Source organism: Xanthomarina sp. F2636L (assembly GCF_026410195.1).
GTDB lineage: Bacteria > Bacteroidota > Bacteroidia > Flavobacteriales > Flavobacteriaceae > Xanthomarina.
In genome coordinates this window covers 1-15311 of record NZ_JAPMLM010000054.1, presented here as the reverse complement: position 1 = coordinate 15311, position 15311 = coordinate 1, and the positions used below count along the sequence as shown (strand labels likewise).

Below are 15311 nucleotides of genomic sequence, written 5' to 3'. Positions count from 1 at the left end.
TCTTAACACAGACATTCAATTTTAGAGTATTTTAATCTTTTAAACAATTCATTTTGTGTTAGAATCTTTATCTTTAAAGTTCATTTTTATTAGTTTCTTTAAATTTATGCATAAACAAGTAATCTTAATTGTGTTTCTATTTTATTCAGTTTTAGGTTTTTCTCAAACAAAGATTATAGATTCTCAAACAAAATATCCAGTGTCTTATGCTACTATTTCCTTTGGAGATGGACAGGGCGTTTTTGCAGACGATGAAGGACAATTTCATTTTACAAGTAAGATATATCCGGATATCGACTCACTTTTTATATCTGCTTTGGGATTTAAAGATTTGAATATTTCTACTAAAAATTTACAAAGTACCCTTGAACTGACACCTCATGTCGATCAATTAGATGAAGTTACTGTTCGCGCTAAATTGGATAGAAAGTACAAAGAAGAAAGTATTGAACCCTACTTGGATGATGATTATTACAAATGTTGGCTTCCAACAATAGAATCTGAAATAGCTGTGTATTTTAAAAACCCAGATGCTAAATTGAAGCAGCTTTCGGAAATTCATTTTCCCATTGCTTTAGAATCTGTAGATTGGAAAAAAAGACATAAATCGAATGCTGAGAAAAAGCCGTTTTCAACTTTATTTAAGGTGAATATTTATTATAATGATAATGGTCTTCCAGGAAAACCTTTAAGCTATCAAAACATTGTATTTAGAGCAACAGAAAAAGATGGGGATGCTTTTACTCTAGACATTTCCGCTTATGATATTTACATTCCAGAGTCTGGTTTGTTTGTTTCTCTTCAAGTCTTAGGTTATACAGATAAGGCTGGAAAACTATTGCCAAATAAAAAATATAAGGAAATAAAAAGTAGAGGACAAACGGTAAGAATTCCAACCAACTTTAGACCCCTCCTTCCTTTTACTGACGAAATTTCAGGGAACAATACCTTTATAAAAAGGGTATTTGTTCAAGGAAACCAATGGATTCAATTTAAAAAAGGTAATATTAAGGATTCTAGTTTATTGAAAGCTGGTTTAAACAATTACGGGATGGGAATAACATTTAAAGTATATAAAGATGAATAATCCCTGGCATTTATACCTCATGGCAGCTATTTATGTGTTTGCTGGAATCATGCATTTTATAAAACCTAAAATGTATATGCGCATCATGCCAAAATATTTACCAAACCATAAATTTCTGGTTTTATTAAGTGGAATTGCTGAAATTGTTTTAGGTTTCGGATTACTTTTTAATCAAACTAGAGATCTTGCAGTTTATGGGGTTATAGCTATGTTAACTGTATTCTTATTGGTTCATTTCTACATGCTTTCCAGTGAAAAAGCAGGTGCAGGAATTCCTAAAACAATTTTAATTTTGCGTCTACCTCTTCAATTTGTTCTAATGGCTTGGGCATATTATTATCTGTAGTTTGTTTTTAAGTCTAAAAAAAACGAACTTCGTAAGCATCAAATAATAGCATATACTCATGAAAACTTATCTCAGAATTTTACTCAGTTTCCTATTTCTTTTTTGCGTGACAATTTCCTTTTCGCAAGAAAAAGCAGTTCCATTTTTTGAAAATGGTGAAGCTCAAATAGTACCAGAATTTAGCGAACCTAAAGCTTGGATAAGACACGATTTATGGGTTGAAACCGAATTCGATACAGATGGTGACGATAAATTAGACCGAATGCATGTCTCTGTAACCAGACCACCACAAACAGATTCTGAAGATTTAAAACTTCCTGTTATTTATGTAACCAGTCCTTATTTTGCTGGCGTAGCTAGAAATGAAGATGGCCTGTTTTGGGATGTCAAGCATGAGCTTGGTGAAGCGGCTAAAGAACGTACTCATGTTGAAGTTAAACGCATGGGAGAAAGACCTGTCATTTCAAATTCACACATTTTAAAATGGGTGCCCCGAGGCTATATCGTGGTTCACTCCTCATCCCCAGGAACAGGACTTTCAGATGGTTCTCCTACGGTTGGAGGCGACAACGAGTCTCTAGCTCCAAAAGCTGTAATCGACTGGTTATGCGGTCGCGCAAAAGGTTATACTGAAAGAGATGGCAACGAAGAAGTTAAAGCCTATTGGTCTACCGGAAAAGTAGGAATGACAGGAACTTCATATAACGGAACACTACCCCTAGCTGCTGCTACTACAGGAGTTGAAGGGCTGGAAGCCATTATTCCTATTGCTCCAAACACCTCTTATTATCATTATTATAGATCGAATGGTCTAGTTAGATCGCCAGGAGGATATTTAGGTGAAGATATTGATGTATTATACGATTTTATCCATAGTGGAGACGAATCCAAACGCGCTTATAGCAACCGAGTTGTAAGAAATACTGAAATGAAAAATGGTTTGGATAGAATTACTGGAGATTACAACGATTTTTGGGCTGGCCGGGATTATCTAAATGATATGGAACCAATGAAAGCCGCGCTTTTAATGGCTCATGGTTTTAACGATTGGAATGTAATGCCCGAACACAGTTATAGAATTTACGAAGCTGCCAAAAAACAAGGTATTCCGTCGCAAATTTTTTATCACCAAAACGGACATGGTGGTCCACCTCCAATAACTATGATGAATAGATGGTTTACTCATTATTTGCATGGTATTGATAATGGTGTAGAGAATGATGCTAAGGCTTGGATTGTAAGAGAAAATGATAATCCACAAGAACCTACAGCGTATAAAGAATATCCAAATCCGGATGCTTCGTCAGTTACTTTACATCTTCAAAAAGAGGGTTTAAAAACCGGAGTACTAATTAATAAGAAATCTAAAAATCAAGGCAAAGAAACTTTAGTGGACGACCATAATATTTCTGGAGAGGATTTAGCTCAAGCCGAAAGCTCTAAAAACCGTTTACTGTATGTAACACCAACTTTATCTGAAGATGTTCATATTTCTGGATTGGCAAAAATAACAGTAAATATTGCAAGTAGTAAACCGGCAGCAAACTTATCGGTTTGGTTGGTGTCTTTACCATGGAATGGGGAAAAAGATGCAAAAATTACAGATAATATTATTACACGTGGTTGGGCAGATCCTCAAAACTATAAATCCTTGACTGAAAGCGAACCTTTAAAACCAGGAAAATTCTATAGTATGACTTTCGATTTACAACCAGACGATCAAATAATCCCTAAAGGACAACAAATAGGTTTGATGATTTTTTCCAGTGACAATCAATACACGATACTTCCAAAACCAGGAACAGAGTTAACCATAGACTTAGATAAAACATCTTTAAGTTTACCGATTGTTGGTGGCGAGAAAGCTATAGAAAAGGCCTTTAAAAAGAATTAAAAAAACTCACGATATTGCATCACTCTAAAATCCAAGGTATTAAACTTTGGATTTTTTTGTTTGAGTTGTTTGTATAAAGGCATACTTCCAACCGCTCTGTTGGCAGCACCCGAAGGCGCAGTTAGTGAAACGGTTTTAATGATTCTTTTGTCTTCCCGATATGAGTTTTGCGATTGAGGATTCTCATCATTACAATTACTTGTCTTAGTTTCTTCACTTAGCCTGTCTTGAGCTAAGTCGAAAGGCTCAGAATAACATAACTCAAATTGATGAATTCTTGGAACCTCATTAGAAACCAATTCCAATTTTAAATGATATTCTTTGAGATGTCTTCTGAAAAAATATTCAGGTCCATTTTTACTATTTCCACCTGTAAACAATAAGGTATCTATATTTGTAAATTCTTTTAAGTACCCAATTAAATCTCTATAAACAACATTTTGCATTCCTAAATCTGAAGCATCCATTTTCTCACGTTCGGCACTTTCAACCATATCGCAAATGCCAATACCTCTCTCAATTAGGAATTGTTTTCGTTGCTGAATGGCTTCCTCTGTGGTTTCATATTTTAAATTCAGATCAAACAATTCATCTAGAATTTTCCATAATTGTCCGTCGCTACTTCCATAACAAAAATCCACATCTGCAGGCTTTAAATCTCCTATAGTAAACCTTGGAGGTGGCAACGTACCAACAATTAATTTTGTAGCATGCTCAGGAATAAAGGGTTTGTAAGGATGGAGATGTTTGAACATATATCTGTTGATTTATAAGCTTATTTTTTGTATTTTATCTGTTCTTACAAAAGATATAAAAACCATGGGAAAAGGAGATAAAAAAACCAAAAAAGGAAAAATTCAAAGAGGCTCTTATGGGGTTAGACGTCCACGTATAAAAAAACGTCCACGTCTTGAGGATAAATTAGATCCTAATAAAAAAGTGAAACCTAAATCTTAAATTCTCTGGCCATTTTTCTACCAAAGGCATAAGCGCCAACAATAGCTAAAACTACAATACAAATATTTGCAAAAACATAGAGGGTGTACAACAAGACATCCTCTTTAGAGTTAATGCAAAACGTATCTGTAATACAGGTTTCTAAAGCTTCTTGATACATTTGAAGCAATAAAAAACTCACAACAAATAGCACTAAAAGTGACACCAAAATATACTGAGGTGTTTTATTTTTTGGCTTTTTACCTGTTGGTTTAAAAGCATTTCTTTGGTCTTCTGTACGTTTATTATCTTGTAAAGACCAAAGTGTTTTCTTTGGATAGTTGTCCATGAAATCTATAATTTTCTAAATTAAAACCTTTAATGTCGTCTAATGTTTTGGCATTGTTTTCAATAATATAACGTGTCATTAATCCTCTTGCCAATTTAGCGTAAATACCAATGGTTTTATATTCGCCATTTTTAAGCTCTTTAAAATCGATGTCAATAACTGGAACTTTTAAAGTTTTAGTATCTATGGCTTTAAAATATTCGTTACTAGCTAAGTTTAAAAAAAGCTCGTTGTCTTCCAATTCGTCGTTTAAGGCTTTGGTAACTTTCTTTTTCCAGAATTCATAAAGGTTTTTATTTTTCCCAACAGGAAGTTTTGTTCCCATTTCTAATCTGTAAGCTTGCATTAAATCTAAGGGCTTTAAAACACCATAAAGTCCTGAAAGAATTCTAACCGTATCTTGAAGTTTATCTAATTTCTTAACATCTAAAGAGTAGACATCTAAGCCTCTGTATACATCTCCATTAAAAGTGTAAATGGCTGGCCGGGCATTCTCTTTTGTAAAAGGTAGTTGCCAATCTTGATTGCGCTCGTAATTTAAATGGGCTAAATTATCTGAAATATTCATGAGTTTCGATAAACTCTTGGCCGATTTCTTTTTTAGCACTTTTTGGATGCGTTCAGAATCTGATAAAAACTGAGATTCAGAAGATTTTGTGGTTGGCAATTTAGATTCAAAATCGAGTGATTTTGCTGGTGATAATACAAGCTTCATAGGTCTTCAAATTTGCTATTCAAAGTTACGGATAAAACTATAAAATAACGAATTCAAAATGTTATAATGAAGCTAAAAATATTTGATTTGTTACGGTAAAAGTAACCCTTTATTAAAGTACTAATATGACATCTCCAGAGACTAATCCTATACCACAACAACCCATTATAACTTTATAACTACTTCTAATAACTTCCATATCATTAATGAACCCTTTAAATAAAAGATCTTTTTCTTGGTGTAATTCTAGATTACCTGTTTTCAATGGATACTCACCTGATTGCTGATATTGTTCAAATATGGCTGGTGGAATTGGCGTAGTTAGAACATCTCCTGTTGCAATATTAATCACTTCATAAGAGTCTAAAGCAACTGGGTTCTGGTTCCCATCAATTATTAAAATGATAGGGATATAAATATCAGGTGAACAAGTAACACCTTCACATTCATCTACAATACTGTCATCATCACTTTTACATGAAATTTGTAGCATCGTGAAGCATGATATGGCAATTATAGTCATTAATTTAATGGAAGTTTTCATAAGATTTAGGGTTTAATAAGTATAGAAAATAAAATTTAGTTTTAAAATTGGTCGTAAATCCATTCGCCATTTTCATCGTATGCCAAATTCCAAGTTTGATAAGCTTCTTCTTGGGTTGGGTATAAAATTGGTACTTGAGAATAATCATCATTCGGATAATTGTACCTATTAGAAGTTTCTCTATATTCTGTAAAATTATTTTTAGATAAGGATCTATTGAATGTTTCCTCAAAAATTTGAAGTTTTCTAAATGGATTTTCAGCAGTATCGTAACCACTGAAATGCTCGGTTTCTTTCTTTAAAAGTATTGTATAGGGTACTAAATTTTCTTTTTTAGAAAAATGGTTACAATACTATCTAAATTATCATTGGTATAATGCAGATTTGATTCATCAAAATAACGAACCATCCAATCGCCATTGCTTGATACTCTATATGTCGTTTTAATAAATGACCTTAACTTCCCATCATTATAGGTGTAATTTGTGGTGTCTCTTTTTGTAAAGCTAAAATATTCTTGAAACGCTGTTTTGAGAATCATTTTACTATTTTCGTCTAACTCTATTATGGTTTCATTTTCAGGAGTTTGATAATCTATAAATGGAGAAGCTTTTTTTTCAAGATATACTTTATTGTTAGCATAAGTTAAATCGATATATAATGAGTCGTCAAGATATCCACCTACAACTCCGTTTGAGCTCATATGTAATATATCTCCATGTCTTTTTGTTATTCTATTGTGTTCATCGTACTCAAATGAAATCCTACCACTAAACGCTAGGTTTGGAAAAAAATAGATATTGTATTGTGCATAAATTGATTGATAACTCTCTATATAAAAATTATCAACAGGTTGTTCAATGACTTGCTCAGCTGAGTCATCATCTTTACTACAACTTAAATTTGTTATTAAAGAAATTAATAGTGCTAAGTAGAAAAGGTTGTTTTTTATCATCTTGTAGGTTTAAGTTATTGCAATATATATATAACCAACTTTTCTAAAAATTTTCAACTTTTTTTTATGTTTAATTATTGTTGAAATATATAAAAACTTACTCCATTTCCTGATGCTTCACATAATGTCTCCATTTGTCAATACATTGCTGCATATCTTCAGGGATTTCAGAATCGAAACTCATAAATTCTCCGGTTCTTGGGTGTTTAAAACCTAATGTTTTTGCATGAAGCGCTTGTCTTGGTAAGACTTTAAAACAATTATCTACAAACTGCTTGTATTTGGTAAAGGTGGTTCCTTTTAATATTTTTTCGCCACCATAACGTTCGTCATTAAACAAGGTATGTCCAATATGTTTCATATGTACACGAATTTGGTGTGTACGTCCAGTTTCTAACTTACAAGAAATTAACGTGACATATCCTAAGCGTTCAATAACTTTATAATGTGTGACTGCTGGTTTCCCTTTGTCTTCATCTTCACCAAAAAAGACCGTATTTTGTAATCTATTTTTTGGATGACGCCCAATATTCCCTTCAACAGTTCCTTCGTCTTCCTCCATATTTCCCCAAACAATAGCTACGTATTCGCGTTCGCTGGTTTTATTGAAAAACTGTTTAGCCAAATGTGTCATGGCTTCTTCGTTTTTAGCAATTACTAAGAGTCCACTGGTATCTTTATCTATTCTATGTACTAAGCCTGGACGATTACTGGAATTATTAGGGAGATTATCGAAATGATAAACCAATGCATTTATTAAGGTTCCAGAATAATTTCCATGACCTGGATGAACCACCATGCCTGCTTGTTTATTAACAACCAATAAATCATCATCTTCATACACAATATCTAAAGGAATGTTCTCTGGAGTTAATAAATTCTCGTAAGGTGGATGCTCGAAAAGTACACGAATTACGTCTAAAGGTTTTACTTTATAATTAGATTTTACTTGTACATCATTCACATAAATATTACCATTTTTAGCAGCTGATTGAATTTTATTACGTGTGGCGTTTTCAATAAAATTCATTAAATATTTGTCTATTCTAAGAGGTTGCTGCCCCTTGTCTGCAGTAAACGCATGGTGTTCATATAATTCATCGTCACTTTCCTGTTCTGGAGTATAATCTGTCATTTTTATTCTGAATTTGGTCTGGTACCATTACCTAAAACCAAATCGATCTTAGACGTTTTTGGAAGCATATCTCCCGGTTTTATTTTTTCACCTTGAAAACTCATATCCAAAACCATGTCTTTTGCAATATTATCTATATAAGTTAGTTTTCCAACTTCAAAGCCTAAAGCTTCGAGTGTAGGTTTTGCTTGTCTAAACGTGCGTTCTTGTAGTTCAGGCACCAAGACTTTTCTATATCCTGAAGGATTAAGGGTTAGATATATTTTTCGGTTTTCTTTTACTTTTTCACCAGCACTAGGGTCTTGTTCAATAACTGAAAACTTAGGATAATCTGGATTATAGTTAGAAGAATCTAAAATTTCCATGACTAAATTATTTTCATTTAACTCCATATTAGCCACTTGAATAGATTTTCCTTTTAATTCTGGGACTGTTTCAAATTCCCCATGATTGGTCGTAGCTTTTAACCATTTTAACATAATAAACGACAAAACAAAAATGGCCACAAAAGCCAAAACAATTTGTTTTAAAAATGTTTTACTTTTAAGAAATTTTATAAGACTCATTTTAAATTTATTTGAATAGCAAAGATATAAAAACAGAACTGTTTTTTCTTTTGCTTTTATTGTGATATTTTAGCTTAACGGTTTTTTCCATCGTTTCTTATTTATATGAAAAAGAATATTGCCATCATTATGGGAGGTTTCTCTAGCGAATACGAAATCTCATTGAAGAGTGGAAACGTTGTTTATGAAACGCTTAACAACGATAAATACACAGCGTATAGAATTCACGTTTTTGAAAACAAATGGGTTTATGTCAATGATGAAAACAAAGAATTCCCGGTAGACAAGAACGATTTTTCTATCTCAGTTAACAATAAGAAAATAACTTTTCATTGCGTTTTTAATGCCATTCATGGAACTCCTGGCGAAGATGGCTTTATGCAAGCTTACTTTAAGCTTTTAAACATTCCTCAAACCAGTTGCGATATGTATCAGGCAGCACTCACTTTTAACAAACGCGATTGTTTAAGTGTTTTAAAACCCTTTGGAATAAAAACTGCCGAAAGTTTTTATGTTAACTTAGGAGACGAAATAAACTCGGAAACCATAGTTAAAAAAGTTGGATTGCCTTGTTTTGTCAAAGCAAATAAAGCGGGAAGTAGTTTCGGGATTACCAAAGTCTATAAAATAGAAGAGATGCAAAATGCCATTGAGGTTGCATTTAAAGAAGATGATGAGATAATTATTGAATCCTATTTAGATGGTACGGAGGTTTCTGTAGGTGTTATTAAATATAAAGGTGAAACCAAAGTCTTACCAATAACTGAAATTGTTAGTGATAACGATTTCTTTGATTATAAAGCGAAGTATTTAGGTGAGTCTAAAGAAATTACCCCTGCAAGAATTAGTGATGACATGGCTGATAAAGTAAGCGAATTAGCCAAAAAAGTCTATGACATTTTAAAAATGACAGGTTTTAGTAGAAGTGAATATATTTTTAAAGATGGAGAACCACATTTATTGGAAGTGAATACGGTTCCAGGCTTAACCAAAGCGAGTATATTACCTCAACAAGCTGCAGCTGCAGGCATTAGTCTAGCTGAACTATTTGAAAATGCAATTGAAGAAGCACTAAACTAGTATGCAGTTTGCAGTCACAGTGTTCTGTAAATAAATGTTATATTTGGGATTAGAGATTCCCACCTGCATGGGAATGAAAATAAATTTTCGATGAAACGAGCACTTTTTCCAGGATCTTTCGATCCATTAACTTTAGGCCATTTCGACATTATAAAACGTGGTGTACAACTTTTTGATGAAGTTATAATTGCGATAGGTATTAATGCTGATAAAAATTACATGTTCAGTCTTGAAGAACGTCAAAAATTTATAAAAGATGCTTTTAAAGACGAACCTAAAGTAAAAGTAGCCACCTATAAAGGTATGACTATAGATTTCTGTAAAGAAGTTGATGCCAAGTTTATTCTTCGTGGTTTAAGAAATCCAGCCGATTTTGAGTTTGAAAAGGCCATTGCACACACCAACAGAGAACTTTCTAAAATAGAAACCGTATTTTTATTAACAGCGGCTAGCACCTCGTATATAAGCTCTAGTATTGTTCGCGATGTGATAAGAAACAATGGGGATTATACCGTTTTGGTTCCGAAAAGTGTGAGAGCTAAATAATTGGCTTGAATTCTATCTCAAATACGCAAAGCGATACCTACAATTCGAAAATAAAAATCTTATCGACTACTTCTGAGGCTGAAAACAAACTATAGTTTATACTCTGAAAGAGGCTTCGGAAAATCTTCAGGATTTGCAGCTAAATGATATCGTGGATCGTCTATATCTTCAACTATAACTTCTCTAAATTTTGGATTGGCCTTATACAACAAAGCTTTGCAGTCTTCACTTAAATGTTTTAATTTGATATGTTTTCCTTCGGCTTCATATTTTTCAACAATATTAAATATAGCTTCCAAAGCAGAATGATCACTCACACGTGATTCCACAAAATCGATAATAACTTTTTCTGGATCGTTTTTAGCATCAAACTTTTCGTTAAAAGCTTGTATTGAGCCAAAAAATAGTGGTCCCCATATTTCATAAACTTTGGTGCCATCCTCTTTAATACGTTTTCTGGCACGTATACGTCTAGCATTTTCCCAAGCAAACACCAAAGCGCTTACTATAACACCAGCTATAACTGCAATAGCCAAATCGAAAAGAACCGTTAATCCAGATACTAAAATAAGCACAAATAAATCTGTTTTAGGAATTTTTCTCGCCACTCTAAAACTAGACCAAGCAAAGGTTCCAATAACAACCATAAACATGACACCTACTAATGCTGCAATAGGCACCTGTTCAATCAATCCTGAAGCAAATAAGATAAACCCTAATAAGGCTAGAGCTGCCACAATACCAGAAAGTCTGGTTCTTCCTCCTCCTTTTATATTGATAATAGATTGCCCAATCATGGCACAACCTCCCATACCACCAAAGAATCCAGTGACGATATTTGCTCCACCTTGAGCCAAACATTCCCGATTGGTATTTCCTCTGGTTTCGGTTAATTCATCTATTAGATTTAAAGTCATTAAGGATTCAATTAAACCTATAGCGGCAAGAATTAAAGCATAAGGAAAAATAAATTTTAAGGTTTCCCAGGTAAAAGGTACTTTATTAAAAATATCTGTTTGAAAAGCAGGCAAACCTCCTTTAAGACCTTCACCTCCACCATCACGAATAAAACTACCAACAGTTGCTACATCCAAATTTCCAAAAATAACAATAGCTGAAACTGCTAATATGGCGATTAATGCTTCGGGTAATTTTTTGGTCAGCTTTGGTAATCCAAACATAATTCCCATAGTTAAAGCTACAAGCCCAATCATAGTCCATAACTTTGTTCCTTGTAACCATGTTTCCTCACCATTTTCCACAGTCATAAACATCCCTAATTGCGATAAGAAAATTACAATAGCTAAGCCGTTAACAAACCCCATCATTACTGGATGTGGAATAAGTCTTACAAACTTTCCAAGTTTAAAAACACCAGCCAACATTTGAATAATTCCCATTAAAATAACGGTTGCAAACAGATAGTAAAGTCCAAGTTGTTCTCCAGCTGCTCCCATGGCATTTCCTTCAGCCACCAAACTCACCATCACAACAGCTAAGGCACCAGTGGCTCCACTAATCATTCCTGGCCGTCCTCCAAAAACAGACGTAATTAAACCCACCATAAAAGCTGCATACAAACCAACTAATGGATCTACACCTGCAACAAAGGCAAAAGCAACAGCTTCTGGAACCAAAGCTAGTGCCACAGTTAAACCAGATAGAATATCGTTTTTAGCATTAGCTGTTCGTCTTCTTATAAATTCTGTCATTTTAGTGTTTTTTTTGGAGGTGCAAAAATAGACTTAATATGGTTAAACACAAGGCTATATTATTTTTAATTGATTAGTTTTATACTTAAAACCATTTATTATGAAAAAAACAGCTGCTTTTTTCCTTATTTATTTGTCTTTCAATATTTTAGTATCTCAGACTTCTCATGAGTTTGTTACAAATTTTGAAAAAAGTGGAGGAACTGAAACTGAAACCTATCAAGAAGTCATAAGTTATTTTAGAAATTTAAGTCATGTTTATCCTGAAATATCAATTCAAGAAATGGGCAAAACTGATTCTGGAGAACCCTTACACTTAATAACTTACAATCCTGAAAAGCAATTTAATTTTTCAGAAATAAGAAAAAGCAAACGCATTTTATTAATCAACAATGGCATCCATCCAGGCGAAACAGATGGTATTGACGCGACTATGATGCTATATCGAGATTTAGCTCAAGGCAAAATTAAAGCTCCAAAAAACACCGTTTTAGTCACCATTCCTATTTATAATATTGGTGGCAGCTTAAATAGAAATACGGGAACAAGAGCCAATCAAAATGGTCCAAAAGAATATGGGTTTAGAGGAAATGCCAGAAATTACGATTTAAACAGAGATTTTATAAAATGTGACACCAAAAATGCTAAGAGTTTTACTGAAATTTTTCATTTGGTACAACCCGATGTGTTTATAGATAATCATGTTAGTAATGGTGCAGATTACCAATATACATTAACCCATTTATTTACGCAACACAATAAACTAAACGGCAATTTAGGTTTGTTTTTAGACCAAGAAATGATGCCTGAATTAGAGAAAAAACTAGCAAAAAAAGATTGGGATATTACACCTTATGTCAATGTATTTAATCAGGTGCCAGAAATTGGTTTTAGTCAGTTTATGGATTACCCAAGGTACTCAACAGGCTACACAGCTTTATGGAATGTGTTAGGTATGATGGTTGAAACCCATATGCTAAAACCGTATAAACAACGAGTAGAAGGCACTTATGATCTATTGATAAGTATGGTTGAAGTTATTGAAGATAATTACGACAAGATTGCTTTACTAAGAGAAGGCTCTGTTTCTAATTTTAAAGAAAACACAAAGTATCCTTTAGATTGGATTATAGACGAAACGAAATCGACTACTTTAAACTTTAAAGGCTTTGAAGGCGAAATGATAACCAGCGATGTTACTGGCTCTCAACGTTTAAAATACAATAGAAACAAGCCCTTTACCAAAGAAGTTGAATATAAAAAATTTTTTAAACCAAGTGTTGAAGTAATGGTTCCAAAAGCCTATATAATTCCACAAGGCTGGCACGATGTTATTGAATTACTTCAACTAAACAAAGTAGCAATGACTCGTTTTGAAAAAGATACAAGTGTTACTGTTTCAGCTTATAAAATAGCTGCTTTTGAAACCAGAAAAAATGCTTACGAAGGTCATTATCAACATTATAATACAAGTGTGACATCTTCAAAAGAAAAAATAACTTTCAGAAAAGGAGATTATTTTGTAACAACAAATCAACTTGCTAAACGCTATTTATTAGAAACCTTAGAACCTGAAGCTCCGGACTCCTTTTTTAACTGGAATTTTTTCGATACTATTCTTCAAAAAAAAGAAGGATTTTCTCCTTATGTTTTTGAAGACACAGCCAAAAACATGTTAGAAGCTAATGTTGAATTGAAAGCTGAATTTTTAAAGAAAAAAGAAAGCGATAAAGATTTTGCAGCCAATTGGTATGCGCAATTAAATTGGTTGTATGAGCGATCTCAACATGCTGAAAAAGCTTATTTACAGTATCCTGTTTATCGATTAAATTAATAAAAAGAGCCACTCAAGTTGAGTGGCTCTTTTATGTTAATCAAATTTTCTTTTTCATTTATTTGTTAACCACTATTTTCTTAGTAAGTGTTCTATAATTTGATTCAAAGCTAATAATATACATACCGTTTGCTAACATGTTTGTATCTATTGAAATAGCTCCATTATTTAAATTTAAGTTTGAACCACTTATAACTTGTCTTCCACTTATATCGTTTATTCTGAATGACATATTTTCATCATCAAACACTTGAATTTTCACGTTTAAGTTAGTTACTACTGGATTTGGATATAAACTTATTTCAGAATTTTCTAAAATAAATTCCTTTTCAAACGCCTTAAAGTTATCATAACTTTTCACATAGGTGTTTAACTGTTTTGTGTTTTCTTCACCAACTTTATAATAGTAGTTATTAAAGAAATAACAGAACCAATTGTAACCTAACACTAGATTAACAGCTCCATGCGCATCTAAAGAAGCGCAAATATCATTGTTATCAATTAAGTTAATCACATCAAAGCCTGTTGTTTCTCCTGGAATTACAACACTTAAGTCTAAAGTCTCTGGGTTATAAACTAAACTGTGTATTCTATAGAACCCTCTGTCATTAACTGTAAACTCTGGAGTTGAAGATACATTTAAAATGGTCAAAGAAAAAGCTTCCGTTAATACAAACAACTGCTCGTATCCAGTAGGAATATTTGCTATTTGATTTTGCATAGCCTCTATAGTTGCACTTCCATTTACTAAACAATTAATTGGGTTGTTTGAGTACATCGTTCCTGCATAAGCTGTACATTCTTCACTTTCTGAAACCATAATTGGTGCTCCTGCAACATCTAAAGATGCACAAATATCTCCTCCTCCTTCTGTTATTAATCCGTAAACATCAAAACCGGTAGTGACACCTGGAACAACGATTCCTAAATCTAAGGTCTCTGGATTATAAACCAAACTATGAATGGTATAATCTCCTGCTTCGCTAACTTCAAAATTAGGCGATGCTCCTGCATTCATGATAACTAATCCTGAACCTTGAGTTAAAACAAAAACCGTTTGGTAACCTTCCGGCACATTAGCATCGCCATTTGCTGTTGCTGATACTGTTGCAAGGCCGTCAACTAAAGTCACTGAATCCATATCTGCAGACAATGTTCCTGCATGTGGATTTTCTACTGAAACTGGTGCTCCTGCAACGTCTAAAGACGCACAAATATCTCCTCCTCCTTCTGTTATTAATCCGTAAACATCAAAACCGGTAGTTACGCCTGGTACAACTATTCCTAAATCTAAAGTCTCTGGATTGTATACCAAACTATGGATGGTATAATCTCCTCCTTCTGTTACTTCAAAACTTGGTATTGCTCCTGCATTTACTATTACCAATCCGGAACCTTCTGTTAACACATAAACTGTTTCATATCCTTCTGGAACATTAGAATCGTTATTTGCTGTTGCAGAGATTGTAGCTGCTCCATTTATTAAACAGGCAGTATCTGCATCCGCCATAAGTGTTCCTGCATCAGCTTCACAGCTGGTCACCATAATTGGTGCTCCTGCAACATCTAAAGACGCACAAATATCTCCTCCTCCTTCTGTTATTAATCCGTA

16 protein-coding genes are annotated in these 15311 nt (G+C 33.4%); 7 read left to right on the top strand and 9 right to left on the bottom strand.

Going from position 1 to position 15311, the window contains the following annotated elements:
* The first annotated feature begins 106 nt into the window (after nucleotides 1-106).
* The 3 genes from OS191_RS00365 to OS191_RS00355 are packed head-to-tail and all read left to right on the top strand — an operon-like array spanning nucleotide 107 to nucleotide 3327.
* Nucleotides 107-1087, top strand: coding sequence for a peptidase associated/transthyretin-like domain-containing protein (locus OS191_RS00365; RefSeq protein WP_267153722.1), 981 nt, complete (start codon nucleotides 107-109; stop codon nucleotides 1085-1087).
* Nucleotides 1080-1433 carry a DoxX family protein gene (locus OS191_RS00360; RefSeq protein WP_267153721.1) on the top strand — a complete coding sequence of 118 codons (354 nt, stop codon included), beginning with the start codon at nucleotides 1080-1082 and terminating at the stop codon, nucleotides 1431-1433. The genes OS191_RS00365 and OS191_RS00360 overlap by 8 nt, the downstream gene beginning before the upstream one ends.
* Before the next feature lie 58 nt (nucleotides 1434-1491).
* Nucleotides 1492-3327, top strand: coding sequence for a Xaa-Pro dipeptidyl-peptidase (locus OS191_RS00355; protein ID WP_267153720.1), 1836 nt, complete (start codon nucleotides 1492-1494; stop codon nucleotides 3325-3327).
* Here OS191_RS00355 and OS191_RS00350 read toward each other — a convergent pair.
* Entirely contained in the window at nucleotides 3324-4082 is a 759-nt protein-coding gene (locus OS191_RS00350) for a uracil-DNA glycosylase family protein (protein ID WP_267153719.1), read from the bottom strand. The genes OS191_RS00355 and OS191_RS00350 overlap by 4 nt on opposite strands.
* A gap of 64 nt (nucleotides 4083-4146) precedes the next feature.
* Between OS191_RS00350 and OS191_RS00345 the strand changes: the two genes are divergently transcribed.
* Nucleotides 4147-4284, top strand: a complete 138-nt coding sequence (locus tag OS191_RS00345; RefSeq protein ID WP_267148033.1) for a 30S ribosomal protein THX — start codon at nucleotides 4147-4149, stop codon at nucleotides 4282-4284.
* Here OS191_RS00345 and OS191_RS00340 read toward each other — a convergent pair.
* From OS191_RS00340 to OS191_RS00315, 6 genes are all read right to left on the bottom strand, one after another.
* On the bottom strand, nucleotides 4274-4612 hold the full coding sequence (locus OS191_RS00340; RefSeq protein WP_267153718.1) for a hypothetical protein: 339 nt from the start codon (nucleotides 4610-4612) through the stop codon (nucleotides 4274-4276). The two genes, OS191_RS00345 and OS191_RS00340, sit on opposite strands and share 11 nt — an antisense overlap.
* Nucleotides 4569-5327: a peroxide stress protein YaaA gene (yaaA, locus tag OS191_RS00335; protein WP_267153717.1), complete on the bottom strand. Its 759-nt coding sequence runs from the start codon at nucleotides 5325-5327 to the stop codon at nucleotides 4569-4571. The genes OS191_RS00340 and yaaA overlap by 44 nt, the downstream gene beginning before the upstream one ends.
* 112 nt (nucleotides 5328-5439) lie before the next feature.
* Nucleotides 5440-5871, bottom strand: coding sequence for a hypothetical protein (locus tag OS191_RS00330; RefSeq protein ID WP_267153716.1), 432 nt, complete (start codon nucleotides 5869-5871; stop codon nucleotides 5440-5442).
* 319 nt (nucleotides 5872-6190) lie between these two features.
* Nucleotides 6191-6826 carry a hypothetical protein gene (locus tag OS191_RS00325; RefSeq protein ID WP_267153715.1) on the bottom strand — a complete coding sequence of 212 codons (636 nt, stop codon included), beginning with the start codon at nucleotides 6824-6826 and terminating at the stop codon, nucleotides 6191-6193.
* A gap of 97 nt (nucleotides 6827-6923) precedes the next feature.
* Entirely contained in the window at nucleotides 6924-7961 is a 1038-nt protein-coding gene (locus OS191_RS00320) for an RluA family pseudouridine synthase (RefSeq protein ID WP_267153714.1), read from the bottom strand.
* A 2-nt stretch (nucleotides 7962-7963) separates the two neighbouring features.
* Nucleotides 7964-8527, bottom strand: a complete 564-nt coding sequence (locus OS191_RS00315; RefSeq protein ID WP_267153713.1) for a PASTA domain-containing protein — start codon at nucleotides 8525-8527, stop codon at nucleotides 7964-7966.
* Between the two features lie 105 nt (nucleotides 8528-8632).
* On the opposite strand from OS191_RS00315, the gene OS191_RS00310 reads away from it, so the two are divergent.
* Both OS191_RS00310 and coaD read left to right on the top strand, forming a co-directional pair.
* Nucleotides 8633-9607: a D-alanine--D-alanine ligase gene (locus OS191_RS00310; RefSeq protein WP_267153712.1), complete on the top strand. Its 975-nt coding sequence runs from the start codon at nucleotides 8633-8635 to the stop codon at nucleotides 9605-9607.
* Nucleotides 9608-9697: 90 nt separating this feature from the next.
* Nucleotides 9698-10153, top strand: coding sequence for a pantetheine-phosphate adenylyltransferase (coaD, locus tag OS191_RS00305; protein WP_267153711.1), 456 nt, complete (start codon nucleotides 9698-9700; stop codon nucleotides 10151-10153).
* An 89-nt stretch (nucleotides 10154-10242) separates the two neighbouring features.
* Here coaD and OS191_RS00300 read toward each other — a convergent pair whose 3' ends face one another.
* A complete protein-coding gene (locus OS191_RS00300; protein ID WP_267153710.1) occupies nucleotides 10243-11865 on the bottom strand; it encodes a SulP family inorganic anion transporter in 1623 nt (540 codons plus the stop codon).
* Nucleotides 11866-11965: 100 nt separating this feature from the next.
* On the opposite strand from OS191_RS00300, the gene OS191_RS00295 reads away from it, so the two are divergent.
* Nucleotides 11966-13699: a M14 family metallopeptidase gene (locus OS191_RS00295; RefSeq protein ID WP_267153709.1), complete on the top strand. Its 1734-nt coding sequence runs from the start codon at nucleotides 11966-11968 to the stop codon at nucleotides 13697-13699.
* Between the two features lie 58 nt (nucleotides 13700-13757).
* On the opposite strand, the gene OS191_RS00290 is transcribed toward OS191_RS00295, so the two are convergent.
* Nucleotides 13758-15311: T9SS type A sorting domain-containing protein (locus tag OS191_RS00290; RefSeq protein WP_267153708.1), on the bottom strand; the 1554-nt coding region annotated here is incomplete at its 5' end.

Coding starts and splice junctions, on each gene's coding strand:
- OS191_RS00315 (WP_267153713.1), bottom strand. CDS start 8,527: ATGAGTCTTATAAAATTTCTTAAAAGTAAAACATTTTTAAAACAAATT.
- yaaA (WP_267153717.1), bottom strand. CDS start 5,327: ATGAAGCTTGTATTATCACCAGCAAAATCACTCGATTTTGAATCTAAA.
- OS191_RS00350 (WP_267153719.1), bottom strand. CDS start 4,082: ATGTTCAAACATCTCCATCCTTACAAACCCTTTATTCCTGAGCATGCT.
- OS191_RS00340 (WP_267153718.1), bottom strand. CDS start 4,612: ATGGACAACTATCCAAAGAAAACACTTTGGTCTTTACAAGATAATAAA.
- OS191_RS00300 (WP_267153710.1), bottom strand. CDS start 11,865: ATGACAGAATTTATAAGAAGACGAACAGCTAATGCTAAAAACGATATT.
- OS191_RS00365 (WP_267153722.1), top strand. CDS start 107: ATGCATAAACAAGTAATCTTAATTGTGTTTCTATTTTATTCAGTTTTA.
- OS191_RS00295 (WP_267153709.1), top strand. CDS start 11,966: ATGAAAAAAACAGCTGCTTTTTTCCTTATTTATTTGTCTTTCAATATT.
- OS191_RS00310 (WP_267153712.1), top strand. CDS start 8,633: ATGAAAAAGAATATTGCCATCATTATGGGAGGTTTCTCTAGCGAATAC.
- OS191_RS00360 (WP_267153721.1), top strand. CDS start 1,080: ATGAATAATCCCTGGCATTTATACCTCATGGCAGCTATTTATGTGTTT.
- OS191_RS00355 (WP_267153720.1), top strand. CDS start 1,492: ATGAAAACTTATCTCAGAATTTTACTCAGTTTCCTATTTCTTTTTTGC.
- OS191_RS00320 (WP_267153714.1), bottom strand. CDS start 7,961: ATGACAGATTATACTCCAGAACAGGAAAGTGACGATGAATTATATGAA.
- OS191_RS00345 (WP_267148033.1), top strand. CDS start 4,147: ATGGGAAAAGGAGATAAAAAAACCAAAAAAGGAAAAATTCAAAGAGGC.
- coaD (WP_267153711.1), top strand. CDS start 9,698: ATGAAACGAGCACTTTTTCCAGGATCTTTCGATCCATTAACTTTAGGC.
- OS191_RS00325 (WP_267153715.1), bottom strand. CDS start 6,826: ATGATAAAAAACAACCTTTTCTACTTAGCACTATTAATTTCTTTAATA.
- OS191_RS00330 (WP_267153716.1), bottom strand. CDS start 5,871: ATGAAAACTTCCATTAAATTAATGACTATAATTGCCATATCATGCTTC.